The 17808-nt window shown below is 63.6% G+C and carries 15 protein-coding genes; 3 read left to right on the forward strand and 12 right to left on the reverse strand.

Features of this window, described 5'->3' with window-relative positions:
- Positions 1-61: 61 nt before the first annotated feature.
- Positions 62-1882 carry a hypothetical protein gene (locus APH28_RS11520; RefSeq protein WP_060509407.1) on the forward strand — a complete coding sequence of 607 codons (1821 nt, stop codon included), beginning with the start codon at positions 62-64 and terminating at the stop codon, positions 1880-1882.
- Positions 1883-1917: 35 nt separating this feature from the next.
- Here the strand turns inward: APH28_RS11520 and APH28_RS11525 are convergent, their stop codons facing one another.
- The 7 genes from APH28_RS11525 to APH28_RS11555 all read right to left on the reverse strand — a co-directional run bounded on the left by APH28_RS11525 (position 1918) and on the right by APH28_RS11555 (position 8974).
- Positions 1918-3855 (reverse strand): response regulator, encoded by a 1938-nt coding sequence (locus tag APH28_RS11525; protein WP_060509409.1) that lies wholly within the window; start codon positions 3853-3855, stop codon positions 1918-1920.
- Positions 3845-4708, reverse strand: a complete 864-nt coding sequence (locus APH28_RS11530; RefSeq protein ID WP_060509411.1) for a sensor histidine kinase KdpD — start codon at positions 4706-4708, stop codon at positions 3845-3847. The genes APH28_RS11525 and APH28_RS11530 overlap by 11 nt, the downstream gene beginning before the upstream one ends.
- Positions 4701-5711: an ATP-binding protein gene (locus APH28_RS11535; protein WP_060509600.1), complete on the reverse strand. Its 1011-nt coding sequence runs from the start codon at positions 5709-5711 to the stop codon at positions 4701-4703. The genes APH28_RS11530 and APH28_RS11535 overlap by 8 nt, the downstream gene beginning before the upstream one ends.
- Positions 5708-6112 (reverse strand): anti-sigma regulatory factor, encoded by a 405-nt coding sequence (locus APH28_RS11540; RefSeq protein ID WP_060509413.1) that lies wholly within the window; start codon positions 6110-6112, stop codon positions 5708-5710. Before APH28_RS11540 ends, APH28_RS11535 begins: the two co-directional genes overlap by 4 nt.
- Entirely contained in the window at positions 6109-6471 is a 363-nt protein-coding gene (locus APH28_RS11545; RefSeq protein WP_060509415.1) for an STAS domain-containing protein, read from the reverse strand. The genes APH28_RS11540 and APH28_RS11545 overlap by 4 nt, the downstream gene beginning before the upstream one ends.
- 4 nt (positions 6472-6475) lie before the next feature.
- Positions 6476-7327 carry an STAS domain-containing protein gene (locus APH28_RS11550; RefSeq protein ID WP_060509417.1) on the reverse strand — a complete coding sequence of 284 codons (852 nt, stop codon included), beginning with the start codon at positions 7325-7327 and terminating at the stop codon, positions 6476-6478.
- A 120-nt stretch (positions 7328-7447) separates the two neighbouring features.
- The gene (locus tag APH28_RS11555) at positions 7448-8974 is read right to left on the reverse strand and encodes an MFS transporter (RefSeq protein WP_060509419.1); all 1527 of its coding nucleotides are present in this window, start codon (positions 8972-8974) and stop codon (positions 7448-7450) included.
- 104 nt (positions 8975-9078) lie between these two features.
- Between APH28_RS11555 and APH28_RS11560 the strand changes: the two genes are divergently transcribed.
- Positions 9079-9948, forward strand: coding sequence for a LysR family transcriptional regulator (locus APH28_RS11560; protein ID WP_060509424.1), 870 nt, complete (start codon positions 9079-9081; stop codon positions 9946-9948).
- 7 nt (positions 9949-9955) lie between these two features.
- On the opposite strand, the gene APH28_RS11565 is transcribed toward APH28_RS11560, so the two are convergent.
- The 4 genes from APH28_RS11565 to APH28_RS11580 form a co-directional block, all read right to left on the reverse strand.
- Complete coding sequence (locus APH28_RS11565) at positions 9956-10999, reverse strand: YhcG family protein (RefSeq protein WP_060509426.1); 1044 nt, start codon at positions 10997-10999, stop codon at positions 9956-9958.
- Positions 11000-11143: 144 nt separating this feature from the next.
- A complete protein-coding gene (gene gabP / locus APH28_RS11570) occupies positions 11144-12535 on the reverse strand; it encodes a GABA permease (protein ID WP_060509428.1) in 1392 nt (463 codons plus the stop codon).
- Between the two features lie 365 nt (positions 12536-12900).
- Entirely contained in the window at positions 12901-14244 is a 1344-nt protein-coding gene (locus tag APH28_RS11575) for an MFS transporter (RefSeq protein WP_060509430.1), read from the reverse strand.
- A 161-nt stretch (positions 14245-14405) separates the two neighbouring features.
- A complete protein-coding gene (locus APH28_RS11580) occupies positions 14406-15356 on the reverse strand; it encodes a 2-hydroxyacid dehydrogenase (protein WP_060509432.1) in 951 nt (316 codons plus the stop codon).
- A 99-nt stretch (positions 15357-15455) separates the two neighbouring features.
- Here APH28_RS11580 and APH28_RS11585 point away from each other — a divergent pair, with 99 nt between their 5' ends.
- The gene (locus tag APH28_RS11585; RefSeq protein ID WP_060509434.1) at positions 15456-16343 is read left to right on the forward strand and encodes a LysR substrate-binding domain-containing protein; all 888 of its coding nucleotides are present in this window, start codon (positions 15456-15458) and stop codon (positions 16341-16343) included.
- 92 nt (positions 16344-16435) lie between these two features.
- Here the strand turns inward: APH28_RS11585 and gudD are convergent, their stop codons facing one another.
- On the reverse strand, positions 16436-17791 hold the full coding sequence (gene gudD, locus APH28_RS11590) for a glucarate dehydratase (RefSeq protein WP_060509436.1): 1356 nt from the start codon (positions 17789-17791) through the stop codon (positions 16436-16438).
- Between the last annotated feature and the right edge of the window lie 17 nt (positions 17792-17808).

Below are 17808 nucleotides of genomic sequence, written 5' to 3' on the forward strand. Positions count from 1 at the left end.
GGCTCCAGACGGGTGGGCTGCTCCCCTGTACTTGAATTAGACACCGAGAGGTAAGGACACGATGGCAACTACAGGAATCGATTGCGACGACGAACTCTTCGCCAGCCTGCTCAGCGCCAAGCCCGAAGAGGTGGACTTGTTGGTGGACATCATCACCGACTTCTCCAGTGGCCGCGCTGGTTTGGATGCGGACGTCAAGAAGCTGTTGGTACAAGCCAAGCACAGCTCCCGACCTGCCGGTTACAGCCAACAGCAGCTTGAACTGATTGGGTACGAACTGCAGCAGTTTGGCGGGCACTCGGCGATGAACCTGGCGCGCAAATTTTTGAAAAAGGCTGCAGTGCCCTATGCCGAAATCGTCAACGACGTCTATTACAAGCTCAATGGCGGTGGCGCAGGGGGCCGGTCCGTCGCCGACAAGGAGCGTCAGATCGCCTTGGCGCTGTTCGGTGCCGGTTGGCGTGAGTTGCCGCCTGGTGAACGCTATGAGCGCGCAACCAGCGCCAGGGTATTGGCCGGGCTGTTCAAGCTCACAGACGCCCTCTCTGTGAGTTCCGGAACCGCCATCGGTCTGTCGGCAGCCAGCAGCGCAGCGTTGTTCACCGTGGCGACCACGGGGTTTCGCCTGAATCCTTTCGGCGCTGCAGCTACGGTTGGCTTGGGTCTGAATAGCAGCATTGCCGAAGCCTATCGGGTGACAGTGCCTTTTGTGGCCCAGATGGGCTGGATACGTTTGCGCCGTGAAGCACCAGCAGCACCTTCATCGGTACCGGCCACTGCAGCTGCCGCAGCCACACCGGCCAGTTCAGAACTGGTCGTGCAGAACGGCCGGGGTGAAGCACTGCTGAAACTCAACACGCTACAGCGACCACCTGCGGGCGAGCATCGTCCGATTCCCACCGACCAGATCAGCGCGCTCAGCCCCTTGCTGAGCAACATACCTGGGCTTGCGGCGCTAGGCGAGCTGTCTCAAGGCAATTACGTAGTTTGCAGCCTGCCCTTCGAGACATTGACCAAAAATGCTAACAACGACGGTAGCGTCCGGGCTTTCGTCCGTACCGGTGGCAAGATCAGCGAGCAGGCCAGCCTATCGTTGCCTGAAGAGCTGCAGAATGTATTGCTCAGCGGCGCGGTGTGGAATGCCGTGTCCTCGGCCGTGGGCCAGAAGCACTTGCACGATATCAATGAAAAACTGAATGCCATCAAGCGCCAGCTCGACAGCGTGCTGCGCGAGCTGGACGAAGCCCGCTGGGAAACACTTGCCGGGATGGTCGACTATACCCAAGACCTGCTCGACCATTACGCGCAAGACGGCATCAGTCACTACGCTGTGCAGACACTCGAAAGTCAGCACAGCCAGATCTCGACGCTGAGGACGTACTTCGACCGCAAGATGAAAGAAGAGTTGGACGTTGCCCAGGCTGTCGACGCCGACAAGCTATTCGGGGCAGATGGTGCCCGCCAAGCGCTGAAAGGCAGCCTGACGAAGATGGACGGGTGGGTGAGCGGATACCTGCAAACTGCCCAGCTGCAGGTGGTGAACAGTGCATTGCGCTATATGGCTGAGCCGCAGCAACGTCACCGCAGCGCTGCAGCCAAAGTACTTGAAAGCCTGGGGCAACTCGAAGCTATCGCTGCCCAGAGCCGCAGCGTGTACAGCTCGCAAATGGAACTGACCCAGTCTCGAGTCTTCAGCATCGACAGCGCGTTGAGCCAAAGCTTCACGGCGCAATTGGACAGCATTGCCGGTACGCTGGCACAAGGCCCGCTGGACACCCGTCAGCTGCACCAGTCGCTCTTCAATGAAGGTGAACAGCAGGTATTGCTGCGTTATCAAAATGGCAAGATCGCCGAGGCTCAACTATTGGCGAGTGCAATTTGACCTCAGGTTAAGCCCATCAAGGCAGGCTGGGGCGCTCAAACCCGCCCCACCGCCCGCCCCACCTTATCCAGCAACTCCCCCAACCGAAACGGCTTCACCAGCATATCCATCCCTTCCCCCAAAAACGCCTGCCGGTCCAGCGCTTCATCGGCATACCCGGTCATGAACAAAACCGGCAACCCCGGCCGATACGTCCTGGCCATATCCGCCAACTCGCGCCCGCTCAACGTCGGCAATCCCACATCGGTCAACAGCAAATCCGGCCCCGGCTCCAGCCGCAACTGTTCCAGCGCCTCGTCAATCGTGGAGGCCAACGTGCAGCGATATCCCGCATCGGTCAGCGCTTCCGCCACTGATAGCCGCACGGAAGCCATGTCCTCGACAATCAGCACATGCTCACCATTCCCCTGGGCATCCTCCGCTGCCTCGCGGTGGTGGGTCACGGCCGCGTCTTCGGTGGCGGGCAGCATCAAGGTCACCTCGGTGCCCTGGCCTAGCACACTGCTCAATGCCACATGCCCACCGGACTGGCGGGCAAAGCCGTAGATGGTCGACAACCCCAAGCCGGTCCCCTGCCCGACCGGCTTGGTGGTAAAGAACGGGTCGAACACCTTGTCCAGCACGTCCGGCTCGATGCCGCTGCCGTTGTCACGCACCGTCAACGCCACATAAGGGCCGTCTCGCAGGTTCGGATCGCCGTGGACCCGTACCGCGCAGGTCGTGACCCAGATGTTCCCGCCTTTGGGCAGGGCGTCGCGGGCGTTGATCACCAGGTTGAGCACGGCGCTTTCCAGCTGCACCGAGTCGACCAGGGCAATGGCCGAATGGGCGGACAAATGCAGGTTGAGGGTGACGCGTTCGCCGATGGTGCGGGTGAGCAGCTCTTCCAGCGAGCTGACATGGCGGTTTACGTCCACCGGCCGGGTGTCCAGCGGTTGCTGGCGAGCGAAGGCGAGCAGGCGGTGGGTGAGTACGGCGGCGCTGCTGGCGGAACTCAGCGCTGCGTCGACGTATTTCGGGACCTTTTCCGTGCGGCCCTCGGTGACACGTTTGCGAATCAGCTCAAGGCTGGTGATCACGCCAGTGAGCAGGTTGTTGAAATCGTGGGCGATGCCGCCGGTCAGGCTGCCGAGGGCCTCCATCTTCTGCAATTGCAGCAGCTGGGCCTCGGTGCGTGCCCGCTCGGCAACTTCCTTGGCCAGTTGCGTGGTGGCGTCGTCCAGGCGGGCCAGGTGCGAACGTTCGCGATGGCGGTGCTCGGTGTTGTCTTCGATGAATACCAGGCACAGCCCTGGCGCGCGGTATGGCGACAGCTGCCATTCGGTATCGCGCGGCTCGCCATGCAGGCGCATTTCAAGGCTGCCTCGCCAGCGCTTGCCGGCCCGCAGATGTTCACGTAGCTCATCTAGCACCTGGCCCTCGGCAAAGCACTCGCGCAACTGCTGGGGGTCGCGATTGTCCTGCATCAGGTGGGCGAATGCGTGGTTGCATTCATGCACCTTGAGCTCGGCGTCCAGCACGGCGATGGGCGCCGACACGCTGCGGAAGATTTCCTGAAAGCGCGCCTCGCTCTCGCGCAGCGCGCGCTCAGTGTCGCGGACCCGTAAAAGCGTACGCAGGGTGGCCAGCAATACGTCCGGGTCGACCGGGTGAATCAAGTAGGCATCGGCGCCGGCATTGAGGCCGGTAATGATGTCGCCGCTCTGGATCGACGCTGCCGACACGTGGATCACCGGCAGCAAAGCGGTGCGGGGCTCATCGCGCAGCAGGCGAACAATGTCGAAACCGCTCATGTCGGGCAGGTTGACGTCGAGGATGAGCGCATCAATCTGCTGCTCGCGGATCAGCGCCAGCCCTTCGCCGCCGGTGCCCGCTTCAAGCACCTCATAACCGTGCACGCCCAGACGCCGGCGCAAGGCGTAGCGGGTGGCCGCGTTGTCGTCGACGATCAGCAGGCGCACATCAGGTTTCATCGGGGTTCTCCTGGGCCAGGGCCAGCGGGATGATCACGAAGAAGCATGAGCCGGTCCCTGGTTCGCTGATCACACCCACTTCACCGCCCAGCAGCGTGGCGAAGCGCTTGCACAGCGACAGGCCCAGGCCGGTACCGCGCAGGCGTTTCTGCAGCGGCGAGTCAACCTGGGCGAAGTCCTCGAACAAGGTGTTCAACAGCCCGGCCGGGATGCCGATGCCGGTGTCGCTGACGGCGAAGCGGATCTTGTCCTCGCCGTGGAGTCGGGCAGAAACGCGCACCTCCCCGCGAGTGGTGAACTTCACCGCGTTGGAGATGAAGTTGCGCAGGATTTGCGCCAGCTTCTTGTCGTCGGTGTAGAGCCTTGGCAGGCCAACCGGTTCTTCGAAGATCAGGTCTACGGTGCTGGCGTCGACAATCGGCCGGAACATGCCGCGCAAGGCCGCGAACAGGTCGAGCATGTCGAACCAGGCCGGCGAGATGGTGATGCGCCCGGCCTCGATCTTGGCCAGGTCGAGCAGGTCATCGACCATGTCCGACAGCTCACGGGTGGCGGTGCTGACGAACGCGACCTGGCGGTGCTGCTCTTCGGACAAGGGGCCGTCCAGTTCGTCGGCCAGCAGGCTGGTGATGCTCAGGATCGAGCCCAGCGGGGTGCGGAACTCGTGGCTCATGTAGGAGAGGAAGCGGCTTTTCAGGTCCGACGCCTGGCGCAGCTGTTCGGCCTGGATATCCAGTTCGGCATACAGCGCCAGCACGCCCTGGTTGGTCTCTTCCAGCTCGGCGCGCAGGGCTTCATTATCGGCCTGCAGGCGGGCGACCAGGGTGGCCTGGTCGATCAAGGGTTCAGCCATGGGTGGGCTCCAGGTCGACAACCAGCACCGTCACGTCATCCCGCCCGCGGCAGAAATCACGGTGCAGCACGGTCGCGATCACGGCCGGGTGGCGATGCACCAGGCCAGGGTAGTCTTTGAGGTTCCAGCGCGATTGCAGGCCGTCGCTGTACAGAATGAGCAGGCTGCCGTTCACCTGAGCGTAGTCGAAGGCCTGCGCCTTGCGGTACTGAGCGCCGACGATGCCCGGCAGCGAGGCCAGGCCACGCGCCTGGGTGCCTTGGATCAGGCTGGCGCCGATATTGCCGATGCCGGTGAACGACAGGCTGTCCTTGCTGGCATCATGCTGGGCGATAGCCACGGCGCCACCGCGGGTGCCAGCCATCGCCTGATGCAGGCGTTCGATCAGCAGCTGCGGGGCGATGAAGGCATTGGCCGCGAAGGCCGCTGCGCCTGCCTGCGCAGCTGTCTCGGCGTCTGGCCCGTGGCCCAGGCCATCGACTACCAACGCGCTGAGGCGGTTGCCGTCGATCGCCACGTGCCAGGTGTCGCCACAGGCCGGGTCGTCATGCAGGGCGTGATGGCTCACGCCGATACGCATGTCGTGGGCGGCGTCCTGGCGCCGGTACAAGCGCGCCATGATCACCGAACCGCGCGCGTCGGTGTGTACGTCGAACACCTGCGCCAGGCGCGCAATGGCACCCAGGCCGATGCCTTGAGTCCCGCCTGTGGAATAGCCATCGGTCAAGCACGTCGCGGTATCGAACCCTTGTGCCCGGTCCACCGCCAACAGCTCGACGCCACAGCCGTTGGCCCCTGGCACGGCGCGCAGGTGCAGTTCGCCGCGCTGGGCATGCTTGAGCACGTTGCTGCTGAGTTCGGTAGCCAGCAAGGCCACACGCCCTGCGTCCTCGCTGTCGAAACCGTGTTGCTCGGCCAGTTTCTGCGCCATGCGCCGCGCGTAGCCAACCTGGCTGGAGTCTTCCAGCGGCAGCACGTGCGTGAGGCTGGCGTGGATGTTCATGCCCATCGTGTGATCGTCACCCGGGTGCCCTCGCCCGGCGCAGTGTCCAGCTCGAACTCGTCGACCAGGCGCCTGGCACCGGTCAGGCCCAGGCCGAGGCCATTGCCGGATGTCCAGCCGTCGGTCAGCGCCAGCTGGATGTCGGGAATGCCAGGGCCCTCGTCACGGAATACCAGGCGCAAGCCAGTACGCCCGGCGTCTTCGAGCACCTGCCAGTCCATGTCGCCACCACCGCCGTAGACCACGGTGTTGCGCGCCAGCTCGCTGACGGCCGTTACCAGCTTGGTCAGGTCCACCAGGCGCATGCCGCACTCGCCGGCCAGCTTGCGGGCCAATTGGCGAGCCAGTACCACGTCCTGCTCGATACGCACCGGCAGGCTGCCACTGTCATGGGCGATCATGCGCGCCTCACGGTCTGGCGCAGCCGCTGCATGCCACGCTCGACGTTGAGTGCGGTGCTGACGCCGGGGAGGTTCAAGCCCAGTTCAACCAGGGTGATGGCCACCGCGGGCTGCATGCCCACCACCATCACTTGGGCATCCATCAGCCGCGAAAGGCTGGCGATATCGGCGATCATCCGGCCGATGAAGGAGTCGACCATGTCCAGCGCGGAAATGTCGATCAACACACCACGGGCCGAGGTACTGCTGATACGGTCGGTAAGGTCGTCCTGCAGGCGCATGGCCAGTTCGTCATGCATGTCGACCTGGATGGTCACCAGCAGAAATTCACCCATTTGCAGGATCGGTATGCGCTCCATGGCCCTATACCCGCTCGGCCAGGCTCACACCCAGGCGTGACAAGGCCAGTTTCAGCGCGTCGGCAAGGTTGGCCTTGGTGGTGAGCGTGCCCAGGTCGAGCCCCAGGTGCACGATGGTCTGGGCGATCTGTGGGCGCACACCACTGATGATGCAGTCGGCGCCCATCAGGCGGATCGCGGTCACGGTCTTGAGCAAGTGCTGAGCGACCAGGGTATCGACGGTCGGCACGCCGGTGATGTCGATAATGGCGATTTCCGAGCCAGTGTCGACGATGCGTTGCAGCAACGACTCCATCACGGTCTGGCTGCGTTGCGAGTCCAGGGTGCCGATCAGCGGCAGCGCCAGCACGCCGTCCCACAGCTTTACCACAGGGGTGGACAGCTCCAGCAACTCTTCCTGCTGACGCTTGATCACCGCTTCGCGGGTTTTCTGGTAGGTGCGCATGGTGTGCATGCCCAGGCTATCGAGCAATTCAGAGATGCCCCATAGCTGCTCGGCGAGGCGTGCAGGTTCGTTGCTGTAATGGGCCTGCAGCAAGCCGAACAACGGGCCCTTGAGGGCGAAGATGAAGTAAACGGTCTGGTGCGAGTCATGACCGAGCTGGGCACGGCTGGCAGACAACTTCTCCAGGAAGCGCCGGGCTTCCTCCCATTCGGCAGCGGCGGCATTGTTGCCGCTTTCCGATTGCATGCCTTGCGATAGCAGCTGCAGGAACTCGCGGACTTCCTGATTGAGCGTCTGCTCTTTGATGTTGCGCGTGGCGCCGCTGGCTTCCAGGGCCGCAAGCCACTCATTGATCAGCTGAGCCTGGTTTGCCTTGATTGCTTCCAACGTGCTGCCTTGCAGTGCTGCCATGTGCCTTTCGCTCCTGTGCATTAAGGCCGGCTTGCCTTGGTAGCCGCCGGCCTGTTCAGAATGACATCTTTGCATTCAAATAGTTGTGGCGCACAGGAAAGATAGTTGCAATGGGCCACTTCAGCGCGCTGTGTGCAGCGCCAAGGTGGGCAGCGGGCGGCTCAGCAGCGTGCCGACGAGCACCGCGAACATCAGGGCTGCGCTCCCGGCGCACAGCAGCATCGCCTGGAAGCCGCCCATGAAGGCCTGCTGCGCGAGCGGTGCGATGGTTTCGCGCAGGGCGGGGTCGACCAACGCCATTGCCGCCTGCACATCGCCTGCCGCCACGCGCGTGGCCATGGCGCCTACCTTGCCCATCTGGTCAGGTGCCACTGCCTGCATCGCCTGGCGCAGCAACTGTTCACCGCTGATCGCCAGCACGCCCCCGAACAGGCCGATGGCAAGCACGATCGCGCCAAATCGGGTGGTGGTACTCAATCCTGAAGCCATGCCCGTTCGCTCTCGCGGCACACACGCCATGATGTTCTTCTGCGTATCGCCATTGAGCAGCCCTGCCCCCGCCCCCAACACCAGGCTCGCCAGGGCAAAGGCCACATACCCCCCAACCCCCACAGCCCAGGCACACAGCAGATTCCCCACCCCTACCAACACCAGCCCCAGCGCAAATACCTGCGCCGCGCTCCAACGCCCAGCCAATCGCATCCCCCATCGCGGCGTCAGCAACATCGCCAGCGCAAACGGCAACATCCCCGCCCCCGCCGCCAGCGCTGACAGCTGCAGCCCGTTCTGCAGATACAACGGCAACAGCGTCATCATCACCTGCGCACAGGCGGCGTAAGCGAACATGCCCAGCAAGGCCCCGATGAAGCGCCCGCTGCGCAGCAGTTGCAGGTCGATCATCGGCCGTTCCTGGCTGCGTTCGACCATGATGAACAGCCCCAGCAGAAACGCGCTGATCAAGAGGCGCCCGAGCGTGTCGACACTGGTCCACCCCACCTGATTGGCGTCGATCATCGCCCAGATCAGGCAGCCCAGGCTGCCGGCGAAAGTCAGGCTGCCCATCGGGTCGAGCCGTGCGGCGTCACTGTCGCGACTTTCTTCGATACTGCGCAGCACCATCAGCGCCAGCACCGCCACCAGCGGCAGGTTGATGTAGAAGATCCAGCGCCAGCCGAGGGTGCTGGCGATCACCCCGCCGAGCAGTGGCGCGAAGGTGATGGTCGCGCCCATGCAGGCTCCCCAGAAGGCCCAGGCGCGCATGCGTTCCTGCGGTTCGTGGAAGCGGTGGCCGATGGCGGCCAGGGCCGAGGTCAGCAGCATTGCCGCGCCTACGCCTTTGGCTGCCCGGGCCAGGTCGAGGAACAGCAGGCTGGGAGCGGCGCCGCAGGCGAGCGAGGCGAGGCCGAACACGGCCAGGCCTATCAGCAACATGCGCTGGCGGCCGAAGCGGTCGGCCAGGCTGCCGGCGGGCAGCAGGCAGGCGGCGAAGGCCAGCAGGTAGGCGCTGACGACCCATTCGATATCGGCGAACGAGCCGGACAGGTCGCGAGCGATGCTAGGCAGGCTGACGGCGACGATGTTGGTGTCGAGGATGATCAAGGCGCAGACCAGGGAAGCGGTAAGCAGGGTGAAGCGTGCTGCGGGCATGGATAGGCTCCGGGAGGCGTGCTGGTTGCACTTACCTTAATGCCACCTTCCCCGAAGCTTGTTAGCCTCAAGGGTCCGCGTCATTAGCCTGCAGGTAACACCGCATGGAAATCCGCCATTTCCGCTACTTCCTCTGCGTCGCCCGCCACGGTCACTTCACCCGTGCCGCCGAGCAGCTGGGCATCGCCCCGCCCACGCTCAGCCGGCAGATCCAGGACATGGAACGCGAGCTGGGCGTGCGGCTGTTCGAGCGCAATCAGCGCGAAGTGAACCTCACCGCCGCCGGCCAAGCGCTGCTGATCGAAGCCGAGCAGGCGGTGCGCCAGTTCGATGCCGCGCAGCTGGGCGCGCAACGCGCCGGGCGGGGTGACAGCGGGCGTATCGAGCTGGGCTATGTGGCGTCGGCGGCGTATTCGGGCATGTTGCAGCGGCAGGTGATCAGCTTCAGCGAGGCCCACCCCGGCGTACGCCTGAACATCCGTGAACTGCCCATGGCCGAGCTGCCAGGCATGGTGCGTGACGGCCTGCTCGACCTGGCTTATGTTCGCTCGCCAATGGAGCTGCCAGAAGAGCTCGATGCTATCGCCTTGCATCAGGAAGGCTTCGTGCTCGCCCTGCCCGCCAGCTCGCGGATCAACGAACTGGCGCAGATTCCGGCGGCGCGCCTGGCCAACGAGACCTTCATCCTGCCCGAACAGATTTCCGGCACGCTGGAGGCGGCGGCGCAAGGTGGCTTCGTCCCACGGCTGGGGTCACAACCGGGCAGCCTGGTGGCAGTGATTACCTTGGTGTCGCTGGGGCAAGGGATTGCCGTGGTGCCGGAGTCGGTGGTGCAGCGCATCAGCCTGCCGCAGGTGAACTACCGGCGGATTGCGGATTGCCAGTCAAGCTCGTGGTTGAGCCTGGTCCACCGGCGCTTCGAGAGGGCGCCGGCGGTTGGGCGTTACATCGATGGCGTGAGCCCTGGCATTTGATCTGAGCTCAAGCGCCCTCCTCAGGGGTAACCCCCAAGGCGTAAAACTCGTGCAACTTGGCCTGCAATAGTGCCTTGTCTGGCAAGCGTGTCTGGTATTCCGCGATCAAAGCAGGAGACAAGCTGCGGTTGAGCGCGTATTCGACCACTTCATCGTCCTTGCTGGCACACAGCAATACACCGATGGCCGGATTTTCATGAGGCTTGCGCTCATTGCGATCCAGAGCTTCCAGATAGAAATCGAGCTTGCCCAGGTATTCCGGCTCAAAGCGACCGACCTTGAGCTCGATCGCCACCAGACAATTGAGACCACGGTGGAAGAACAGCAAGTCCAGAGCGAAGTCGCGGCCGCCTATCTGTAATGGGTATTGGGAGCCTACGAAGCAGAAGTCTCTGCCCAACTCGATGAGAAATTCTTTGAGCCGATCCATCAATGCGCAATGCAGATCAGCTTCGGCATGACCTCCAGGCAGGCCAAGGAACTCGACTACGTAGGCATCTCGGAAAATATCCATGGCAGCAGGATAATTCTGTCTCAGCGCTGCTGAGAATTTTGCCGGGCTGGCGATGCTGCGTTCATACAACGCTGCCTTCAACTGTCGTTCAAGCTCACGCCTCGACCAACGCTCCTGAACGGCCATGCGCACATAAAACTCGCACTCATCGCGCTGCTTGCACTGCCCCATGATGATGAGGTTATGACTCCAGGATAATTGTCGCACCAGTGGTGCGACTTTCTCGTCCCCCTGATATGACTCGTAGAACTGACGCATCCGGAACAGATTCGCGCGGGTGAAACCGCGCAGCCCCGGCTGCGTCTGGGCGAGATGTGCTGCCAGTTGGCTGACCACCGAATCGCCCCACTCCGCCTGCTCCAGCTTGCGACTGATGTAGGCTCCCACCTGCCAGTACAACTCAATCAGCTGGGTATTGACCGCCTGCACCGCCCGTTGCCGGGCCCCGTGTATCAACGCCAGCACCTCCTCGAAACGGTCATCCCTTAACGACGGAGAGGCCGCTGGCGCTTTCGGGTTATGTTGTCTCGCGCTCATGCTTCGACTCCCTGTATGAACTGCGCTAGAAGTCTACCCCCACCAAGCCAGCCTCCAGTTGCCAGCAGCACCGATCAAGTGTTTCAAAAAGCAAAGGGCACCCATCCACTGGGTGCCCTCGCCCTTGTTGCCAGGTGAACTCAATCACCCCATCGACCGCGCCCCCACCGTTTGCGCATGGCCCCGCGAGGTCACGATCCCCAGGAAGGAAATCACGATCGCCAGGCCCAAGGTCGAACTCACTTCCGCCCGATGCTCCGGCGTGTACATCATCACCGCCAGCGCAGCGGCGATGAAGATGATCACCGCCCAGGTCAGGTACGGGAACAGCCACATGCGGAATTTAAGCGCCGTGTTCTCGCGCTCCAGGCGGCGGCGCATGCGCAGCTGGGAGATGGCGATGACCATGTACACCAGCAGCGCGATGGCGCCGGAGCTTGCCAGCAGGAACTCGAACACACCCTTGGGTGCGAAGTAGTTGAGGACGGCGATTGCCGCGCCGATCAGGGTGCTGCCGAATACCGCTGCACGTGGCACGCCGACCTTGGAGGTCTTGTTGAGGAACGCCGGGGCGTCGCCGCGTTTGGCCAGCGAGTACATCATCCGCGAAGCGATGTAAATCGAGGAGTTCATGCAGCTGGTCACGGCCACCAGCACCACCAGGTCGACCATAAAGGCGGCGTTGGGGATGTTCATGATTTCCAGCGCGCGCTGGTACGAGCCCACCACGGCCAGCTGCGGGTCGTTCCACGGCACCACCGAGATGATCACGAAGATCGACAGGATGTAGAAGGTGCTGATGCGCCAGATCACCGAGCGGGTGGCCTTGGCGATGTTGCGCGACGGGTCGCTGGATTCGGAGGCGGCGATGGTTACGGCTTCGGTGCCGATAAAGCTGAACATCACGGTGATGAACGCACCGATGACGGCAGACCAGCCCTTGGGCGCAAAGCCGCCGTGCTCGGCGATCAACCCGCTCAAACCACTGACCTCCCGGTTCGGCAGCCAGCCCATCAGCGCGGCGAAGCCCAGGCCGATGAAGCCGAGAATAGCGGTGACCTTGAGGATGGCGAACCAGAACTCGAACTCGCCGTACTTGGCCACGCTGAACAGGTTGGTGCCTGCCAGCAACAGCACTGAAGCGAGGGCGAAGATCCAGCTGGGGATATCGGGGAACCAGGCGTTGAGTACATGCCCTGCCGCCAAGGCTTCGATCGGGATCACCAGCACCCAGAACCACCAGTATAACCAGCCGATGGTATAGCCGGCCCAGCGGCCAATGGCCTGGTCAGCGTAGGTGGAGAACGATCCAGTGTCCGGGTGTGCCACGGCCATTTCGCCGAGCATGCGCATGACCAGTACCACCAGGGTCCCGGCCACGAAGTACGAAAGGATGGTGGCGGGTCCGGCTGCCGCAATGGCGTGCCCGGAGCCGACAAAAAGACCGGCACCGATGATGCCCGCAATGGACAACATCGTTACATGACGTGGCTTGAAACCTTGAGCAAGGTTGCCATCAGATCCCACGGTGTTCATTGATATTGTTCTCTTTTTGCTGACACAAGGAAGGACGGGCAGGCGTAGGCGAAAATATCTCCTTTGAAATCAATAAGTCGACATGTTGCTGGTGCGCTGTTGTTGATCTTTGGCACACGTCACAGAGCAAGATGCCGGTGTGGTTCGGGCTTCATTTAAGCCTTGCAAGGCTGCGGGAAATTACACGAGAACGCCTCGGAACTGTTCGATCACGACAGCGCATTTCCAGAAACGCCAGATGTCGCGAATGGCATGCCCAATCACGCCAGCGGGCCGTCTGACGCTTTCGTTTTCCATTTGGGTGTGTTTCGGCCGGGCACAAAAAAGCCCCGGTCTCCCGGGGCCTCTGTTGCTCAGGCGTCTGCCTACGCCTGCCCAGTACGCTCGAAGCGCCTGGCCAGCAACAGGTAAGCGAAGATCCCCAGCACGCCATGGGCGGCCACGAACCAGAGTGCGTTGTGGAACGAGCCAGTGCTGGCGACCACGTAACCGATCACCAGCGGGGTGACGATGCCGGCGATGTTGCCGATACCGTTGAATACGCCACCGCACAGGCCGACCATTTTCTTTGGCGCCACATCCGACAGCACCGCCCAGCCCACCGCTGCCAGGCCCTTGCCGAAGAAGGCCAGCGTCATCAGGGCAATCACCGCCGCGTTGCTGTCCACATAGTTGGCGAGCACCAGGATGGTGGACAGCGCCATACCGATCACGAACGGGGTCTTGCGCGCCTTGGACGGGTGCACGCCGCGGCGGATCAGGCAGTCCGAAACGAAGCCGCCGAGAATGCCGCCGGTGAAGCCGCAGATGGCTGGCAGCGCGGCGACCCAGCCGGCTTCCATGATGGTCATGCCACGGCCCTTGATCAGGTAGATCGGGAACCAGGTGATGAAGAAGTAGGTGAGCGCGGTGATGCAATACTGCCCCAGGTACACCGCCCACAGGTTGCGACTGGTGAACAGCTGCATGACTTCGGTACGGTTCGGTTTGCTCTTGGCCGTCTTGCGTTCCTTTTCCAGGTCGACCAGGGCGCCGCCTTCACGCATGTAGTCCAGCTCTTCGCGGCTCAGCCCCGGCGCGCTGTGCGGCTCGTGATAAAGGCGGAACCACACCACGCTCAGCACCAGCCCCAGTATGCCCATCCAGATGAACACCTGCTCCCAGCTCAGACTGTGGGTCATCCATGCCATCAGCGGGGCGAACACCACCACCGCCATATACTGCGCCGAGTTGAACAAAGCAGAGGCCGTGCCGCGCTCGCGGGTGGGGAACCAGCAACTGACGATGCGCGAGTTGGCCGGGAACGCCGGCGACTCCACCAGGCCGAGCATGAAGCGCATTGAAAACAGCGCCACAGCGGCCGAGACCCCGGCCAGGCCCAGCCAGCCGACGGTGCCTTGCAGCAGGGTGAACAGTGACCAGAGGATCAGGCTGACACCGTACACCCGGCGCGCACCGAAGCGGTCGAGCAGCCAGCCGCCGGGGACCTGGCCCAGGGCGTAGGCCCAAGCGAAGGCCGAGAAGATCATGCCCAGCATCACCGGGTCCAGGCCCAGGTCGTTGAGTACCTCGGTGCCGGTGATCGACAAGGTGGCGCGGTCGGCGTAGTTGATGACGGTGATGACGAAGATCAGCGCCAGGACCAGGAAACGATGGCGACCGATCCCGGCCACGGCCTGCGGTGCGGCGACGGCGGATTTGCTGTTCATGTGGACCCTCTTGCTTCTCGGTGGAAGCGATTGTTCTTGTGCAGAGAAGGTGTGGCCCTTTGAGGCCTTGTGTTGCCTTTGCCGGCCCTTTCGCGGGGCAAGCCCGCTCCTACAGGGGAAACGCGATCCTTGTAGGAGCGGGCTCGCCCCGCGAAGAGGCCCTAAAGGTCGATGACCCGATTCGGCGGCAGATCGCCCCGAAAACAGGCCTCAAGGTTCTGCAGAACCATGCGCCCCATCTCCAACCGGGTCTGCAGCGTGGCGCTGCCGCGATGCGGCTGCAGGCTGACCTGGTTCAGGTCACGCAAGGCCGGCGGCACATGCGGCTCATCGACGAACACATCCAGCCCGGCCCCGGCAATGCGCTGTTCACGCAACGCCTCGACCAGCGCGTCCTCATCAACCAGCTTGCCCCGCGCCACATTAACCAGGTACCCCTCCGGCCCCAGTGCATCGAGCACCTCGGCTGTCACCAGCACCTGGCCGCCATCGGCCGAAGCCGCTACCACCAGCACATCCACCGAGCGCGCCAGCTCGACCAGGTTGGCCTCGTAGCGATAACCGCTTTCTGGCTGCTCACGCCGCCCGTTGTAGGCAATGCGCATGTCGAATGCAGCGGCGCGTCGGGCGATGGCCTTGCCGACCTCCCCCAACCCGACAATGCCCAGTTCGATGCCGCTGACCTTGCGCGCCAACGGCAGGTTGACCGTGCCCCACAACCCGTCGCGCACCAGCCGCTCACCCTCGCCCAGGCGGCGCAGGGTGCTGATGATCAGGCCCATGGCCAGGTCGGCCACATCGGCGGTCAGCACACCCGGCGTGGTGGTGACGTGGATGTCGCGGCTGGCCGCGTGGCGCAGGTCCACGGCGTCAGTGCCGATACCGCTGATGGCGATGATCTCCAGGGCCGGCAGCTGGTCCATTAGCGCATTCGACAGGCCCTTGGCGCCGCCCGTTACCACCGCTCGAATGCGTGGGCCCACTTCGGCGAGCAGCTGTTGCGGGTGGTCATGCTGATACAGGCGATGCACCTGAAAGGCACTGACCAGCTGGGCATCGATGGCCTCTGGCATGGGCTGGGTCAGCAGCAGGTCGATGGGAGTGTTGTTCATCGTGGGCATCCGGCAGGTCGAGGACATGACTCGATGCTAGGCCCGCATTTGATACAGGTCTAATATAGATACTGGATCGAATAATTCAGGAATTGAATCATGGAGCTGCACCAGCTGCGCTGCTTCGTCGCCGTCGCCGAAGAGTTGCATTTCGGCCGCGCCGCCACCCGCCTGCACATGACACAGCCGCCGCTGAGCCGGCAGATCCAGTTGCTGGAACACGCCCTCGGGGTGCTGTTGCTGGAGCGCAACAACCGCCAGGCGCGCCTGACCCTGGCCGGGCAAAGTTTTCTCGAAGATGCCCGGCGTATCCTGCAAGTCGCCGAATCGGCCAGCCAGTCGGCGCGGCGGATCGCCCATGGCGAAGCCGGCCGCCTGACCCTGGGCTTCACCGCTGTCGGCGCCTACAGCATGATCCCGCGCTTGCTGGTGCACGCCGGGCAGACCTTGCCCGACATCGAGCTGATACTCAGTGAGCGCGTGTCGTCCACCCAGGTGCATGACCTGGAATCCGGCCTGATCGATGTCGGCCTGGTGCGCCAAGTGCTGCCCAGCGCGCGCGTGGAGTACCTACCGATCCACCGTGAACCCTTCGTTGCCGCCCTGCCCGCCGGCCACGCGCTGGCGACACGCGAGCGGCTCAGGCCGAGCGATTTCGATGGCCAGCCGTTCGTGATGTACAGCGCCAACGAAGGGCGCTATTTCCATGACCGCATCGCCAACCTGTTTGCCCGGCATGAGGTGCAGCCGCGGTATCTGCATCAGCTGGGGCAGACACATTCGATCCTGGGCTTGGTCAATGTCGGGCTGGGCTGTGCGGTGGTGCCGGCTTCGGCGCAGGCCTTGCGCCTGGAGCAGGTGGTGTTCAAGCCGATGGTGGGGATGGAACAGCAGGCGGAGATCTTTCTGGCGTTTTGCAGGGATAACCCGAACCCCGTGCTAGGGGGCTTTGTCGAGATGGCGCGGGCATTCTTTGAAGCAGGATGAATGGCGGTGGCTTCTTCGCGGGCGCGCCCGCTCCCACAGGTACTGCACTAGAGCCCGTGGGAGCGGGCGTGCCCGCGAAGAGGCCCTATGCCTTAACGCACCAGGCAAGGCCGCTTGTTGTCGAAGCTCCAGCCCGGGATCAGGTACTGCATGGCGACGCTGTCATCCCGCGCCCCCAGCCCCATGTTGCGGTAGCACTCATGGGCCTTGGCCAGTTGGTCTTCATCCAGCTCCACCCCCAGCCCCGGACGCGCCGGCACCCGCACATGGCCGTCGACGATACGCAGCGGCTCACGGGTCAGGCGCTGGCCGTCCTGCCAGATCCAGTGGGTGTCGATGGCCGTGATCTCCCCCGGCGCGGCCGCCGCCACCTGGGTGAACATCGCCAGCGAAATGTCGAAGTGGTTGTTCGAGTGCGAGCCCCAGGTCAGGCCCCAGTCGTTGCACATCTGTGCCACCCGCACCGAGCCCTGCAAGGTCCAGAAGTGCGGGTCGGCCAGGGGAATGTCCACCGACTGCAGCTGGATCGCATGGCCCATCTGCCGCCAGTCGGTGGCGATCATGTTGGTGGCCGTCGGCAAGCCGGTGGCACGGCGGAACTCGGCCATCACTTCGCGGCCCGAATAGCCGTTCTCGGCACCGCACGGGTCTTCGGCGTAGGCCAGCACATCGTGCTTGTCGCGGCACAGGGCGATCGCTTCTTTCAGCGACCAGGCGCCGTTCGGGTCGAGGGTGATGCGCGCGTCGGGGAAGCGTTCGGCCAGGGCCGTCACTGCTTCCATTTCCTCCTCGCCACGCAACACGCCGCCCTTGAGCTTGAAGTCGCTGAAGCCATAGCGCTGCTTGGCGGCCTCGGCCAGGCGCACCACCGCTTCAGGGGTCAGGGCCTTTTCGTGGCGCAGGCGGAACCAGTCGTCATCGGCATCGGCTTCGTTGCGGTAGGCCAGGTCGGTCTGCTGGCGGTCGCCGATGTAGAACAGGTAGCCAAGCATCTTCACCGCCTCGCGCTGCTGGCCTTCACCGAGCAGTCCCGCCATCGGCACGTTGAGGTGCTGGCCGAGCAGGTCGAGCAGCGCCGCCTCGATGGCTGTCACCGCGTGCACGGTGATGCGCAGGTCGAAGGTTTGCAGACCGCGGCCGGCGGAATCGCGGTTGGCGAAGGTCTGGCGCATGGCATTGAGCACGCGCTGGTAGTGGCCGATCGGCTGGCCGACCACCAGGCTGCGGGCGTCTTCCAGGGTCTGGCGGATCTTCTCGCCACCGGGCACTTCGCCAAGGCCGGTGTTGCCGGCGCTGTCGCGCAGCACCACGACGTTGCGGGTGAAGTACGGGCCATGGGCGCCACTGAGGTTGAGCAGCATGCTGTCGTGGCCGGCGACGGGAATCACGCGCAGCTCGGTGATGACCGGGGTGCTGGTGTGAACGGCGGGGTTGGTCTGCATGTTCATGGTTGTTGTCTCGCAGT

Source organism: Pseudomonas sp. NBRC 111124, from assembly GCF_001320245.1.
Taxonomy (GTDB): domain Bacteria; phylum Pseudomonadota; class Gammaproteobacteria; order Pseudomonadales; family Pseudomonadaceae; genus Aquipseudomonas.

Bases quoted from the DNA above. Each gene is read 5' to 3' on its own strand.
- APH28_RS11520 (WP_060509407.1), top strand. From the start codon at position 62: ATGGCAACTACAGGAATCGATTGCGACGACGAACTCTTCGCCAGCCTG.
- APH28_RS11525 (WP_060509409.1), bottom strand. From the start codon at position 3,855: ATGAAACCTGATGTGCGCCTGCTGATCGTCGACGACAACGCGGCCACC.
- APH28_RS11530 (WP_060509411.1), bottom strand. From the start codon at position 4,708: ATGGCTGAACCCTTGATCGACCAGGCCACCCTGGTCGCCCGCCTGCAG.
- APH28_RS11535 (WP_060509600.1), bottom strand. From the start codon at position 5,711: ATGAACATCCACGCCAGCCTCACGCACGTGCTGCCGCTGGAAGACTCC.
- APH28_RS11540 (WP_060509413.1), bottom strand. From the start codon at position 6,112: ATGATCGCCCATGACAGTGGCAGCCTGCCGGTGCGTATCGAGCAGGAC.
- APH28_RS11545 (WP_060509415.1), bottom strand. From the start codon at position 6,471: ATGGAGCGCATACCGATCCTGCAAATGGGTGAATTTCTGCTGGTGACC.
- APH28_RS11550 (WP_060509417.1), bottom strand. From the start codon at position 7,327: ATGGCAGCACTGCAAGGCAGCACGTTGGAAGCAATCAAGGCAAACCAG.
- APH28_RS11555 (WP_060509419.1), bottom strand. From the start codon at position 8,974: ATGCCCGCAGCACGCTTCACCCTGCTTACCGCTTCCCTGGTCTGCGCC.
- APH28_RS11560 (WP_060509424.1), top strand. From the start codon at position 9,079: ATGGAAATCCGCCATTTCCGCTACTTCCTCTGCGTCGCCCGCCACGGT.
- APH28_RS11565 (WP_060509426.1), bottom strand. From the start codon at position 10,999: ATGAGCGCGAGACAACATAACCCGAAAGCGCCAGCGGCCTCTCCGTCG.
- gabP (WP_060509428.1), bottom strand. From the start codon at position 12,535: ATGAACACCGTGGGATCTGATGGCAACCTTGCTCAAGGTTTCAAGCCA.
- APH28_RS11575 (WP_060509430.1), bottom strand. From the start codon at position 14,244: ATGAACAGCAAATCCGCCGTCGCCGCACCGCAGGCCGTGGCCGGGATC.
- APH28_RS11580 (WP_060509432.1), bottom strand. From the start codon at position 15,356: ATGAACAACACTCCCATCGACCTGCTGCTGACCCAGCCCATGCCAGAG.
- APH28_RS11585 (WP_060509434.1), top strand. From the start codon at position 15,456: ATGGAGCTGCACCAGCTGCGCTGCTTCGTCGCCGTCGCCGAAGAGTTG.
- gudD (WP_060509436.1), bottom strand. From the start codon at position 17,791: ATGAACATGCAGACCAACCCCGCCGTTCACACCAGCACCCCGGTCATC.